Annotated in this window: 10 protein-coding genes; 7 read left to right on the plus strand and 3 right to left on the minus strand. The window is 69.7% G+C overall.

Features of this window, described 5'->3' with window-relative positions; genetic code table 11:
* Positions 1-40: 40 nt before the first annotated feature.
* The gene (locus BM436_RS10925; RefSeq protein ID WP_093555553.1) at positions 41-937 is read left to right on the plus strand and encodes an alpha/beta hydrolase; all 897 of its coding nucleotides are present in this window, start codon (positions 41-43) and stop codon (positions 935-937) included.
* A gap of 121 nt (positions 938-1,058) precedes the next feature.
* Positions 1,059-3,092 (plus strand): ATP-dependent zinc metalloprotease FtsH, encoded by a 2,034-nt coding sequence (gene ftsH, locus BM436_RS10930; protein ID WP_093555554.1) that lies wholly within the window; start codon positions 1,059-1,061, stop codon positions 3,090-3,092.
* A gap of 280 nt (positions 3,093-3,372) precedes the next feature.
* Here ftsH and BM436_RS10935 read toward each other — a convergent pair whose 3' ends face one another.
* Both BM436_RS10935 and BM436_RS10940 read right to left on the minus strand, forming a co-directional pair.
* Complete coding sequence (locus BM436_RS10935; protein ID WP_093555555.1) at positions 3,373-3,732, minus strand: nucleotide pyrophosphohydrolase; 360 nt, start codon at positions 3,730-3,732, stop codon at positions 3,373-3,375.
* Entirely contained in the window at positions 3,729-4,178 is a 450-nt protein-coding gene (locus tag BM436_RS10940) for a GNAT family N-acetyltransferase (RefSeq protein WP_093555556.1), read from the minus strand. Before BM436_RS10940 ends, BM436_RS10935 begins: the two co-directional genes overlap by 4 nt.
* Positions 4,179-4,351: 173 nt before the next feature.
* On the opposite strand from BM436_RS10940, the gene BM436_RS10945 reads away from it, so the two are divergent.
* Both BM436_RS10945 and BM436_RS10950 read left to right on the plus strand, forming a co-directional pair.
* Entirely contained in the window at positions 4,352-4,774 is a 423-nt protein-coding gene (locus tag BM436_RS10945) for a hypothetical protein (RefSeq protein ID WP_093555557.1), read from the plus strand.
* 176 nt (positions 4,775-4,950) lie between these two features.
* Positions 4,951-7,029: a S9 family peptidase gene (locus tag BM436_RS10950; RefSeq protein WP_093555558.1), complete on the plus strand. Its 2,079-nt coding sequence runs from the start codon at positions 4,951-4,953 to the stop codon at positions 7,027-7,029.
* Positions 7,030-7,054: 25 nt separating this feature from the next.
* On the opposite strand, the gene BM436_RS10955 is transcribed toward BM436_RS10950, so the two are convergent.
* Complete coding sequence (locus tag BM436_RS10955) at positions 7,055-9,331, minus strand: putative bifunctional diguanylate cyclase/phosphodiesterase (protein WP_371859632.1); 2,277 nt, start codon at positions 9,329-9,331, stop codon at positions 7,055-7,057.
* Between the two features lie 198 nt (positions 9,332-9,529).
* Between BM436_RS10955 and BM436_RS10960 the strand changes: the two genes are divergently transcribed.
* Genes BM436_RS10960 through BM436_RS10970 form a run of 3 tightly spaced genes read left to right on the plus strand, consistent with a single transcriptional unit; the run spans position 9,530 to position 12,942 of the window.
* A complete protein-coding gene (locus tag BM436_RS10960; RefSeq protein ID WP_093555560.1) occupies positions 9,530-10,942 on the plus strand; it encodes a M16 family metallopeptidase in 1,413 nt (470 codons plus the stop codon).
* Positions 10,943-10,954: 12 nt separating this feature from the next.
* The gene (locus tag BM436_RS10965) at positions 10,955-12,376 is read left to right on the plus strand and encodes a M16 family metallopeptidase (protein WP_093555561.1); all 1,422 of its coding nucleotides are present in this window, start codon (positions 10,955-10,957) and stop codon (positions 12,374-12,376) included.
* Between the two features lie 17 nt (positions 12,377-12,393).
* Positions 12,394-12,942: a DUF805 domain-containing protein gene (locus BM436_RS10970; protein WP_177307114.1), complete on the plus strand. Its 549-nt coding sequence runs from the start codon at positions 12,394-12,396 to the stop codon at positions 12,940-12,942.
* Positions 12,943-12,944 lie beyond the last annotated feature (2 nt).

Raw genomic sequence — 12,944 nt, forward strand, 5'->3', positions numbered from 1 at the left:
CGGTATGCTGCGCCTTCCCCCGTTTCCCAGGACCACGCGCATGCTGAAGAAACTCCGCAAGACCGTCTTCGCCGCCGCCATCGCCGGCGGCGCGGGCGCCTCCGCCGCCCCCATGACGCTGCAGGACTACCTCGCGCTGACCGGCCCCGCGCCGGACCTGCGCATCGCCTATGGCGGCGCGCCGTCGCAATTCGTCGAACTGTTCAAGCCCGCCGGCGAGGGGCCGTTCCCGGTGGTGATCCTGATCCACGGCGGCTGCTGGACCGTGCACTTCGGCGGCATGGAACAGATGCGCGACATGGCGGGGAATCTGACCAGGCAGGGCATCGCCGTGTGGAACGTCGAATACCGGCGGGTGGACGAGGAGGGCGGCGGCTATCCCGGCATGTACCAGGACGTTGCGACGGCGGTGGACCGGCTGCGCGAGGCCGCGCCCGCGCACAAGCTGGACCTGGCGCGGGTGGTGGCGGTCGGCCATTCGGCGGGGGGGCACCTGGCGCAATGGGCCGCGTCGCGCCACAAGCTGCCGGCGGGCAGCCCGGCGTACCGCGCGGCGCCGCTGCCCATCCCGCAGGTGATCAGCCTGGGCGGGCTGGCCGACCTGCGCCGCGAGGAAAAGCTGATCAAGACCAGCTGCGCGCGCGACATGGCGCAGCTGACGGGCGCGCCCGGCGCGTCGCGGCCCGACGTGTTTTCCGACACCTCGCCGGCCGAGCTGTTGCCGGCCGGCGTCCACACCGCGCTGATCACGGGCGAGCTGGACACGGTCTCGCCGCCGCGGGTGGCGCGAGACTACGCCCGCCGCGCGCGGGCCGCCGGCGACAGCGCCGAAGTGATCCTGCTGCCCGGCGGCGGCCACTACGACGAAGTCGCCTCCGGCTCGCCGTCCTGGAAACTGGTCTCCGCCGCCATCCGCCGCGCCCTCAAGTTGCCATAATTACATCGGTGTCAGGCGCGACATTCGGACAAGTTGCCGTCCCGCATCGCGCTCGCCGGCCGCCCGCGCGCCCGGATGAAAAGGGGTGAACTAAACGCGGGAAGCGCTGCCCAACCGTCATATGAAGCGCAAGGACTTCCCGCCGGCACCCAAGCCGGCCACGCCGAACAAGCCGTGGCCGGGCGCCCCCGGCGCGCCTCCGCAGGATCAGTTGCCACCGCGTAAGGTCTGGCTGATGTTCGCGATCGCCCTGCTGGTCAACTACCTCGTCATGAAGACCTACTTCCCCGGGGCGGACACGCCGGTCACCATCCCCTACACGGTGTTCAAGCAGGAGGTGGCGAAGGGCAACGTCAAATCGATTTACAGCCAGGGCGAGATCCTCGAGGGGAGTTTCGCGTCGCCGCTGACCTGGCCGCCGCCGTCCCAGGGCCGGGAGGACGCGGCCGCCCGCGTCCTCCCCGGGGCCCCGCCGCCGGCGCCCAGCCGCAGCGCGCGGGTGTTCAAGACCACGCTGCCGGCCTTCGTCGACCCCGGCCTGGAGCAGTTCCTGATCGGCCACAGGGTCGAGATCAGCGCGGAGTCGCCGCAGGCCCGCGGCGCCCTGGGCACCCTGCTGTTTGGATTCGGTCCCGCGCTGCTGCTCATCGGCTTCTACTTCTGGCTCTACCGGCGCGCCGCGCAGCAGGGCGGCGGCCTCGGCGGTTCCCTGTTCGGGATCGGCCAGAGCAAGGCGCGCCGCTACGACCAGGAGCGGGCCGAGCGCGTCACCTTCGACGACGTGGCCGGCATCGACGAGGCGAAGAACGAGTTGGTGGAGATCGTCGACTTCTTGAAGGACCCCGGCAAATACACCCGCCTGGGCGGCGCCGCGCCCAAGGGCGTGCTGCTGATCGGCTCGCCCGGCACCGGCAAGACGCTGCTGGCCAAGGCGGTGGCCGGCGAGGCGGGCGTGCCCTTCTTTTCCATGAGCGCGGCCGAGTTCGTCGAGATGATCGTGGGCGTCGGCGCGGCGCGCGTGCGCGACCTGTTCAGGCAGGCGCGCGAGCACGCGCCCGCCATCATCTTCATTGACGAGCTCGACTCCATCGGCCGCGCGCGCGGCCAGCTGGCGCTCGGCGGGGCCAGCGAGCAGGAACAGACGCTGAACCAGATCCTGACCGAGATGGACGGCTTCTCCAGCCGCGAAGGCATCATCGTGCTGGCCGCGACCAACCAGCCGGACGTGCTGGACAAGGCGCTGCTGCGGCCGGGCCGCTTCGACCGGCGCGTGGTCGTCAATCTTCCCGACAAGAACGGACGCGAGGCCATCCTCGGTGTGCATGTGCGCAAGGTGCCGCTGGCGAAGGACGCCAGCCTGGCCGAGCTGGCCGCCGCCACGCCGGGCCTGTCGGGCGCGGACCTGCGCAACCTGGTCAACGAGGCGGCGCTGCTGGCGGCGCGGCGCGAACAGGCCGGCGTGCGCCAGAAGGATTTCATGGACGCGCTGGAGAAGATCGTGCTGGGACCCGAACGGCCCATCCTGTTGAGCGAGGCCGACCGCGAGCGCATCGCCTGCCACGAGAGCGGGCACGCGATCCTGGGCCTGGTGGTGGCGGGCGCGGACCCCGTGCACCGGGTCACGATCGTGCCGCGCGGACAGGCGCTGGGCGTGACCTACCAGCGCCCGCAGACCGACCGCTACAACTATCCGGAAGCGTATCTGCGGGCCCGCATCGTGGGCATGCTGGGCGGGCGCGTCGCGGAGGAACTGGTGTACGGCACGCGCACCACCGGCGCCGAAAACGACATCGAGCAGGCCACGGAACTGGCGCGCAACATGGTGACCCGGTGGGGCATGAGTGACGAACTGGGCATGGTGCAGCTGGCGCCGCGCCAGAGCCCCTACCTGGGCGGCCGGTTGGCCTTCGGGGCGGACCGGCCCTTCAGCGACGAGACGGCGCGCCGCGTCGACCTCGCGGTGCAGGGCATCATCGGCGACTGCCACGCCGAGGCCACGCGCCTGCTGCGCTTGCACCGGCGGGAACTGGACGCGCTGGCGCGCGCGTTGCTGGCCAGGGAAACGCTGGACGAGAAGGAGATCCTGTCGGTCACGGGCTTGCCGCCGGCGCCGGCGCTGGAAGCGCGTCCGCTGCCGGCGCAGGCGGCCTCCTGAGGGCGGCGCCGGGCGTCTCCGCCGCCCCATGACGCCGCGGGACCACCTCGCGCCGAAGGGGCCCTCGCCGTACCGGCACGCCGCCTACGGCGGCGCCTCGCCATCCACCGCGCCACAAGGTTGTCATAATAACATCGGTGTCAGGCGCGACATTCGGACAAATTGCCGATCCGCATCGCGCTCGCGGGCTCGGCGCACGCGCGCAATGGTGGGGCCGGGGACTCCGCCTTGTCGTCCGAATGTCCGAATGTCGCGCCTGACACCGATGTAAAAGTGTTAATTAATATTCGGTGTATTTGCGGGCGTCGCCGCGCACCTGGTCGGCGGGGTATTTGAGGCGGTTCAGTTCCATCTTCTCCAGAGCGGCGGCGCGCAGGTCGACGCCGCTCTGGTCGGCCAGCTGGATCAGGTAGAGCAGCACGTCGGCCAATTCGTGGCGGATGCCTTCGCGCTTGCGCTCGTCGAGCTCGTGGTCGGCGCCGGTCGGCAGCCATTGGTAGTGCTCGGCCAGCTCGGCCGCCTCCACCGTCAGCGCCATCGCCAGGTTCTTCGGCGTGTGGAATGGGCCCCAGTCGCGCTCGGCCGCGAAGGCGCGCGCCAGGTCGCGCAACTCGGTCAGGCTGTCCCGGTCCACCGTCACGCCGCCTTTTCCATGAACACGCTGTACGGGTCGTCCGGGTAGTCGCCGTACGGGCCGCGCTCGGTGTAGCCGCGACGCTTGTACAGGCCCAGCGCCTCCGGGTTGGACGGCCCCGTCTCCAGCATGAAACGCGCGCAGCCGCGCGTGCCGGCCTCGGCCTCCAGCAGGTCCAGCAGCTTGTGCGCGACGCCCTTGCCGCGCCCGGCCGGCCGCACGTACATGCGCTTGACCTCGCCATACTCCGGCGTCACCAGCATCGCGCAGCAGCCGATCGCCGCGCCGTCCGCGTCGCGCGCCACCGCGAACAGCACTTCCGGCCGCGCGAGCGAGGAGATGTCGAGGGCGTACACGCTGTCGGCGGGGTACAGGGAGTACAGGTAGTCGTCCAGTTCGCCGATCAGGGCGATCACGTCCGGCTGGTCCGGATTTTCGAGGGAAATGTTCATGCGGCATATTTTAGCCCAGCGCGGCCAGCCCCGGCCGGCGGCATGCACATCGTCTATTCCCGCCTGGTTTGAGTGAGAAAAATACTATGACGCAAGCTCCGCAAAGCTGTCTATGATGAACTTTAGCGGGACCGAAGCCCCGGTCCCGCGACGCGGAAGACGGAGAAACCATCATGAAGAATCCGATGCTGTTACCGGTGTTGAGCATGCTTTCCGCGGCCGCGCTGGCGCAGGCGCCGCGGGTGCTGGATCCCGTCACCATCCCGGCCCGGACCCAGTCCATCGAGTTGCCGGAGCGCGCGCTGAAAATGCGGGACATCGATTTCGGCATGTACCAGGGCGCCTACGATCTCGCCAACGGCAAGACGCTGTACCTGGTGGCGCAGGGCAAGCGCATGTACGCGCAGATCGACGACGGCGACCGGCACGAGCTGGCCGCCGCCCCGCGCGGCGCCTTCGTGGCGCTGGACCGGCAAATGCGGATGCGCTTCGAGCGCCTGGACAGCGGCGAGCTGGGCGGCGAATTGCTGCTGGCCCGCACGCCGGAGGTGGCCGGACGGCCGGTCGAATACGAATTGCTGGTGGCGCGCCGCTAGCGCGTTCCACCCTGCCGTGTAGCAGTGCGCGGACGGGTCCGTCGTCCGCGCAGTCTCCCTTCGCCGCCGGGCCGCGAGGTTCGGCGGCATTCTTTGCGCCTCCGATTTCTTGGTATCATGTTCGGCTGCCGGCCACGAGCCGGCACTTTTGATAACCATGTCGGAGAGACCCCCGAATGAAATTACGTCTGCTTGTATTGGCGGCCGCGCTTGCCGCGTCCGGTGTCCAACCCGCCCACGCCGCGCCGCGCGGCTTCACGGTCGAGGACCTGGTGAGGATGGAGCGCGTCGGCAGCCCCGCGCTGTCGCCGGACGCGTCCAAGGTGGTGTACACCGTGCGTTCCACCAACATGGACAAGAACCGCGGCAACACCCAGTTGTGGATGATCGATCTGCGCGCCGCGAAACCGGTGCCGCGACGCCTGACGCAGGCCGACGCCAGCAGCAGCGATCCGGAATGGTCGCCGACCGGCGACGCGCTCTACTTCCTGTCGGCCCGCTCCGGCAGCTCGCAGGTGTGGCGCCTGCCGCTGGCCGGCGGCGAGGCCGCGAGGGTGACCGACCTGCCGCTGGACGTGGACAACTTCCGCCTGTCGCCGCAGGGCGACCGCCTGGCCTTCAGCCTGGCGGTGTTCCGCGACTGCGCCGACCTGGCCTGCACCAAGGCCCGCCTGGACAAGCAGGCCGCGAACAAGGCCTCCGGCAAGGTCTACGACCGCCTGTTCGTGCGCCATTGGGACACCTGGGCCGACGGCCGCAACGCCGTGCTGTTCAGCGCGCCCATCGACGCCGACGGCAAGGTCAGCGCCGCGCCGGTCAGCCTGAGCGGCAAACTGGACGGCGACGTGCCCTCCAAGCCCTTCGGCGACCGCGACGAATACCGCTACAGCCCGGACGGCAAGACCCTGGCCTTTTCCGTGCGCCTGGCCGGCAAGACCGAGGCCTGGTCCACCAATTTCGACGTCTACACGGTGCCCGCCGCCGGCGGCGCCGAGCCGCGCAACCTGACCGCCGACAACGCGGCCTGGGACGCCAAGGCCCAGTACTCGCCGGACGGCCGCACCCTGGCCTACGTGGCGATGAAGCGCCCGGCCTTCGAGGCGGACCGCTTCCACCTGGTGCTGATGGACGTGGCCACCGGCCGCAAGACCGCGCTCACCGACGCGTGGGACCGCTCGGTCGCCGACTTCCAGTGGGCGCCGGACGGCAAGTCCCTGCTGGCCGTCGCCGACGACGTCGGCCAGCACCGCCTGTTCAGCATCGACGCGGCCAGCGGCAAGGCCACGCCGGTCAGCGGCCCGGGCTACGTCAGCGCCTTCTCGGTGGCGCGCGACACGCTGGTGATGGCGCAGGCCAACCTGGCCTCGGGCGCGCAGCTGTACAGGCAGAAGCTGGCTTCCGCGGGAACACCCGGCGCCAAGGCCGAGAAGCTCACCAGCGTGAACGAGGCCGCGCTGGCCGACGTGCGCTTCGGCGAGTACGAGCAGTTCTCCTTCGCCGGCGCCAACGGCGAAACCGTGTACGGCCACGTGATGAAGCCGTGGAACGCGCAGCCGGGCCAGAAGTACCCGGTCGCCTTCCTGGTGCACGGCGGCCCGCAGGGCAGCTTCGGCAACTCGTGGAGCTACCGCTGGAACCCGCAGGTGTACGCCGGCGCCGGCTACGCCACCGTGTTCATCGACTTCCACGGCTCCACCGGCTACGGCCAGAAGTTCACCGACTCGATCAGCGGCGACTGGGGCGGCAAGCCGCTGGAGGACCTGAAGAAGGGCATGGACGCGGCGGTAGCCAGGTTCCCGTGGCTGGACCGCGGCCGCGCCTGCGCGCTGGGCGCGTCCTACGGCGGCTACATGATGAACTGGATCGAGGGCAACTGGTCCGACGGCTTCAAGTGCATCGTCAACCACGACGGCGTGTTCGACACGCGCGGCATGGCCTATTCCACCGAGGAGATCTGGTTCACGGAGTGGGAATATGGCGGTCCGTACCACAAGGCGGTGGACGGGCACGAGAAGTTCAATCCCGTGCACCACGTGGCCAAGTGGAAGACGCCGATGCTGGTGATCCAGGGCGACCTGGACTTCCGCATTCCCACCGCGCAGGCGCTGTCCACCTTCACCGCGCTGCAGCGCCAGGGCATCGACAGCAAGCTGCTGGTGTTCCCGGACGAGAACCACTGGGTGCTCAAACCGGCCAACTCGGTGCTGTGGCACCACACGGTGCTGGACTGGCTGGACGGCTACCTGAAGAAGTAAAAGCGGGGCGACCCGGACGCGGCGCTCAAGCCGCCGCGTGCTGCGGCTGCAGCGACGACAGCAGCATCGAGAACGGTTGCGGGCGGGCGAACAGGTAGCCCTGCATGCCCTGGCAGCGGTTGGCCACCAGGAAGTCCGCCTGCGCCCGCGTCTCCACGCCCTCGGCCACCACCTGCAAGCCCAGGTGGTGCGCCATCGCCAGGATGGATTGCACGATGGCCGTCACGCTGGGGTCGGCCGGCGTGTCCTGGATGAAGCTGCGGTCGATCTTCAGTTCGTACAGCGGCATTTTCTTCAGGTAGGCCAGGCTGGAATAGCCGGTGCCGAAATCGTCGATCGAGAAGCGGATGCCCAGCGCGGCCAGCGCGTGCATGCGTTCGATGGTCTCTTCCATCTTCTCCACCAGCAGGCCCTCGGTCACCTCGAAGATCAGCATGTTGGCCGGCGCGCCCGTCTCGGCCAGCACGGCGCGCACCTGCTCGACGAAATCGGGCTGGCGGAACTGGTTGGGGCTGACGTTGACCGACAGCGGCACCGCGTGGCCCGCCGCCACCAGCTCCAGCACGAAGCCGCAGGCCTGGCGCAGCGCCCAGGCGCCCAGCTGCAGGATCTGCCCGGACTCCTCGGCCAGCGGGATGAACTGCGACGGCGGCACCCAGCCGCCGTCGTCGAGCTGCCAGCGCATCAGCAGCTCGGCGCCGACGACGCGGCCGGCGCAATCGACCTGCGGCTGCGCGTGCAGCCACAGGCGCTGCGCGTCGATGGCCAGGGCCAGGTCGCGCTCCATGTTCAGGCGCTGCTCGACCTCGGCCTGCATGCCGGCCTCGAAGAAGGCGATGCCGTTGCGGCCGTCGGCCTTGGCGCGGTACATGGCGATGTCGGCCTCGCGCAGCAGGTCGTGCGCGCTCTGGCCGCCCTTGGGCAGCAGGGTCACGCCGATGCTGGCCGAGGAGCTGTAGTTCTGGCCCTCGATCAGGAAGTCCTGCGCGATGGACAGGCGGATCTTCTCGGCCACCACCAGCGCGGCGTGCGCGGCGGCGGCGTGGCCGCTGCCCAGGTGCGCCAGCAGCACCACGAACTCGTCGCCGCCGATGCGCGCCACCGTGTCGGCCTTGCGCATCAGCTGCTCCAGCCGGCCGGCCGCGTTCTTCAGCAGCGCGTCGCCGATCGCGTGGCCGCGCGCGTCGTTGATGTATTTGAAGTTGTCCAGGTCGATGAACATCACCGCGCTGTAGGTGTGGCCGCGCTCCGAGCTGGCCAGCAGTTTGTCGATGCGGTCCATCAGCAGGCGCCGGTTGGGCAGGCCGGTCAGCACGTCGAAGTAGGCCAGGCGGTGGATGTCGTCCTCGGACTTCTTGCGCTCCGTGATGTCGCGCTCCACGGCCACCCAGTGGGTGTTGTTGCCGCCCTCGTCGGCGAAGGGCACCAGCTCGGTCTCGACCCAGTAGGCCTCGCCGCCGCGGGTGTAGTTCAGCAGCTCGGCGCGCACCGCCTCGCTGCGCGACATCGCCTTGGCGATGCGCTCCAGCGTGCCGGCCGAGGTGTCGGGCCCCTTCAGCAGGCGCAGGCTGCGTCCCAGCACCTCCTCGCGCTGGTAGCCGGTGCGGCGCTCGAAGGCCTTGTTGACGAAGATGATGCGGTGCTCGTCGTCCGTGACCTCGGCGATCATGACCATGTCGTTCAGGCGCGCCACGGCGGTGGAGGTCAGCCGCAGTTCCTCGTTGAGGCCCTGCAGGTCGCCGATCGAGCGCTCCAGGCGCTGCAGCAGCACGCCGCAGGACAGGGTCAGCACCGCCATGATGAACACGTAGTTGAGGGTGATGACGGCCCATTGCAGCATGGCCGCGGCGTTCCAGGTGTCCTCGCCCACGGTGTTGCTGGCGTAGCCGATCAGGCCCAGCGCCAGCGCGTCGACGGCCAGCGCCCACATGCCGGCGCGCAGGCCGAGCAGCAGCGCGGCCAGCATGGGCACGGCGACCAGGTAGATCTGGCTGAGCGGGCCGATCTTGACCATCAGGCCGATGCCGACCAGGAAGGTGACGGCCAGGAAGTTCAGTACACGGACGCGGTAGGAAACGTGTGTGAGGCGCCAGATGCCGGCGATCCAGGCGATGGCCAGCACGTCGATGACGGCGATCGACCAGATGCCCTCCGACAGACTGAGGACGATGCTGGGCAGGGCCGTCACCAGGCCCAGCGCCAGCACCACCTGCAGTATGCGCATGAAAATCTGCGCCCGCCAATGGGCTACTTCGTTTTGCACAGCCAAAATCGGCCCTCCTACAGATGGTGCGGTGCACACAGCGTGCCAGCGATGGTAACTCCAATCGATGCGGATGTCATCATAAGACTTGCTTTTTAGCACTCACTTTCATGCTGCACCAGACGGCCGCGCCGCGCCAAACTTGCCAGTTTCGCCACAATGGGCGCAGAATCGGTGTTCCGGTATGGCATTCCATCACACACCGGTCCGATCAACCCATACGAGGTAGCCAACCTTATGCGCCTGCGCAAACTTTCCGTCCTGCTGGCGGCAGCGTCGCTGTCCCTGCCCCTGTCCACCCACGCGGCCGGCGTCGACCGCTGGGATGTGCCGGTCCACGTGAAGAAGCTGGACAACGGCCTGACCGTCGTCGTCACCCCCGACCGCGGCTCGCCCACGGTCGGTGTCAGCGTGGTGTACCGGGTGGGCATGCGCCTCGAGCCGAAGGGCCGCACCGGCTTCGCCCACCTGTTCGAGCACCTGATGTTCCAGGGCACGCCGAACGCGCCAAAGGGCGTGTTCGACAAGACCATCACCGCCGGCGGCGGGCGCAACAACGGCTCCACCCGGCCCGACTTCACCAACTACATCGAGACCGCGCCGGCCTCGGCGCTGGACGCCATCCTGTGGCTGGAGGCGGACCGCATGAAGACCCTGGACTTCAACGAGAAGACCTTGAAGAACCAGCAGGACGTGGTGAAGGAGGAGATCCGCGTGAACGTGAAGAACCAGCCCTACGGCGGCTTCATGTGGCTCGACATCAACCAGCAGGCGTTCCAGAAATGGGAGAACAACCACGACGGCTACGGCAGCTTCGAGGACCTGGAGGGCGCCAACCTGGAGGACGTGCGCGGCTTCCACCGCGACTACTACGGCCCGAACAACGCGGTGCTGGCCATCGCCGGCGACGTCACGCCCGAGCAGGGCTACGCGCTGGCGAAGAAATACTTCGGCGCGATTCCCAAGCGCGCCACGCCGCCGTCGGGCGACTTCGGCGAGAAGCTGCACACCGGCGAGAAGCGCGTGACGCAGTCCGACGCGCTGGCCCAGGTGCCGGCCGTCGCGGCGGCGTGGAAGATGCCCGCGCGCGGCAGCAAGGACCAGGCGCCGATGGCCGTGCTGGGCGAGATCCTGGCCGGCGGCGACGCCTCGTTGTTCTACCAGGGGCTGGTGAAGGGCCGCGAGATCGCGCTCAACGTGCAGCCGCTGTGGGGCCTGACCGGGCCGTGGGAATACGACGGCCCGACCCTGTTCACCGTGTTCGGCCTGTACAAGCCCAATAGCAGCGCCGACGCGATGCTGGCCGCGATGGACGAGGAGATCGCGAAAATCGCCAAGGACGGCGTGGACGCCGCCACGCTGAAGCGCGTGAAGACCAGCATGCTGGCCGACTGGTACAACAAGCTGGAAAGCTATATGAACCGCGCCGACACGCTGGCCAAGCTGCAGGCGCTGTGGGGCGACGCCAAGGTGGTGAACCGGATCCCGGTGTGGATAGACGCCGTGACCGCCGCCGACGTGCAGCGCGTCGCCGCCGCCTACCTGACCAGGGAAAACCGCACCGTCATCGACCGCAAGCCGGCCGCCATGCTGGCCGCGCCGGCCGCCGCCGCCGCCCCCGCCGCCGCCCCCGCCGCCGCCACCAAATAAGGAACCGCCACGATGAAAAAACTGATACTCGCCGCCGTCATCGGCGCGCTGTGCGTCCCGGCCCTGCGGGCCGCCACGCCGAAGGCCGAACCGGCCGCGCAGGCGTCCAAGCTGCCGCCGTACGGCGCCGACAAGCCGCTGCCGGTGCCCAGCATCGCGCGCAAGACGCTGGCCAACGGGCTCGAGGTGTGGGTGGTGCCGCGCCAGGGCCTGCCACGGGTGGACTACGTGCTGGCCGTGCGCGGCGCCGGCTACGCCGCCGACGACGCCGGGCATCCCGGCTTCGCCAGCCTGCTGGCCACGCTGCTCAGCGAAGGCACGGCCAAGCGCAGCTCGCGCGCCATCGCCGAGGCGGGGCAGGGCCTGGGCGGCGGCGTGGGCGCCGGCACCGCGCACGACGGCATCACCGTCTCGGCCAACGCGCTGGCCTCCGGCGCCGCGCCCATGATGGCGCTGCTGGCCGAGGTGGCGCGCCAGCCGTCCTTCCCCGAGGCCGAGGTGCAGCTGGCCAAGGCCAACGCGCTGCAGGCGTTGAAGGTGGCCGAGACCCAGCCCGGCTACCGCGCCGAGCGCGCGCTGTCGAAGGCCGTCTACGGCGAGCACCCGTACGGGCGCACCAACCCCACGGCCGAGGCCATCGCTTCGGTCGACGCTGCGCTGCTGCGCGCCGAGCACGCCAAGCGCTTCCGTCCCGACCGCGCGCTGCTGGTGATCACCGGCCGCATCAAGGAGGCCGAGGCCATGAAGCTGGCCGAGGCCGCGTTCGGCGACTGGAAGGCCGCCGGCCCCGCGCTGCCGGAGACGCCGCCGGCGCGCGCCGCCGCCGAGCCGGTGCGCCAACTGCTCGAACGTCCGGGCAGCGTGCAGTCCACCGTGCGCCTGGGCCGTCCCGGCGCGGCCGCCAGCGTGGCCGACCAGGTGCCGCTGCGCCTGGCCAGCACCATCCTGGGCGGCGGCTTCAGCAGCCGCGTCAACCTCAACCTGCGCGAGGACAAGGGCTACACCTACGGCGCCTCGGCCGGCGCGCGCATGTACCGCGACGGCGGCGCCATCGTCGGCGGCGCGGACGTGCGCAACGAGGTCACCGGCGCCGCGCTGGCCGAGTACTTCAAGGAATACCGCAGGCTGGGCGCGGAGCTGGTGGGCGAGGACGAGATGAGCATGAACAAGCGCTACGTCGCCGGCAGCTACCTGATCCAGAACCAGATGCAGCGCGCCGTGGCCGGCTCGCTGGCCAACAACTGGCTGGTCGGCCTGCCGCCGGAGTTCCTGGGCGAGTTCGTGCCCAGGATCCAGAAGGTCACGGCGGAGCAGGTGCGCGAGATGGGCGGCAAGTACTTCGCGCCCGAGTCGCAGTCCATCGTGGTGGTCGGCGATCCGGCCGCCGTGGCCGAGCAGCTGAAGGCCTACGGCGAGTTCAGCGTCGGCAAGTGATGGAACGGGAGAACATCGTGAGCAACCCCTACCTGGCGCCCGGCGCCGCCCTGTCCGACGCGCCGGGGGACACCTACCAGCCCAGGGTGTTCGCCTGGAAGGGGCGCCTGGGCCGGCTGCGCTACCTGAGCTACCTGTGCTGCGCCTATCTGCTGTCGATGGTGGTGCTGGGACTGGCGGGCGCCGCGCTGTCGGTGGCCAGGCGCCTGCCGGACCCCGCCTCGTGGGAGATGCTGCTGTCGATCGTGTTCTACATCCCGGTGCTGGGATTGAGCCTGGCGTGGGCCAAGCGGCGCTTCAACGACGTCAATCGCAGCGGCTGGCTGGTGCTGCTGCTGGTCATCCCGGTCGTCAATTTCTTCGTCGGCCTGTACCTGGCCTTCGCGGGCGGCTCGGAGGGCGCGAACGACTACGGCCCGCCGCCCGCGCCGAACCCGGTGCTGGTGAAGATCGTGGGGCTGCTGCTGCCACTGCTGATCATCGGCGGGACGGTGGCCGTCATGTACCCGGCCATCAAGCTGGCGCAGGAGCGGATGGACGCGGGGTCGTCCAGCGGCCGGCTGTGAAT

Origin of the sequence: Pseudoduganella namucuonensis (assembly GCF_900116645.1) — a bacterium.
Lineage (GTDB): Bacteria > Pseudomonadota > Gammaproteobacteria > Burkholderiales > Burkholderiaceae_D > Rugamonas > Rugamonas namucuonensis.

Coding starts and splice junctions, on each gene's coding strand:
- BM436_RS10925 (WP_093555553.1), top strand. CDS start 41: ATGCTGAAGAAACTCCGCAAGACCGTCTTCGCCGCCGCCATCGCCGGC.
- ftsH (WP_093555554.1), top strand. CDS start 1,059: ATGAAGCGCAAGGACTTCCCGCCGGCACCCAAGCCGGCCACGCCGAAC.
- BM436_RS10940 (WP_093555556.1), bottom strand. CDS start 4,178: ATGAACATTTCCCTCGAAAATCCGGACCAGCCGGACGTGATCGCCCTG.
- BM436_RS10945 (WP_093555557.1), top strand. CDS start 4,352: ATGAAGAATCCGATGCTGTTACCGGTGTTGAGCATGCTTTCCGCGGCC.
- BM436_RS10950 (WP_093555558.1), top strand. CDS start 4,951: ATGAAATTACGTCTGCTTGTATTGGCGGCCGCGCTTGCCGCGTCCGGT.
- BM436_RS10960 (WP_093555560.1), top strand. CDS start 9,530: ATGCGCCTGCGCAAACTTTCCGTCCTGCTGGCGGCAGCGTCGCTGTCC.
- BM436_RS10965 (WP_093555561.1), top strand. CDS start 10,955: ATGAAAAAACTGATACTCGCCGCCGTCATCGGCGCGCTGTGCGTCCCG.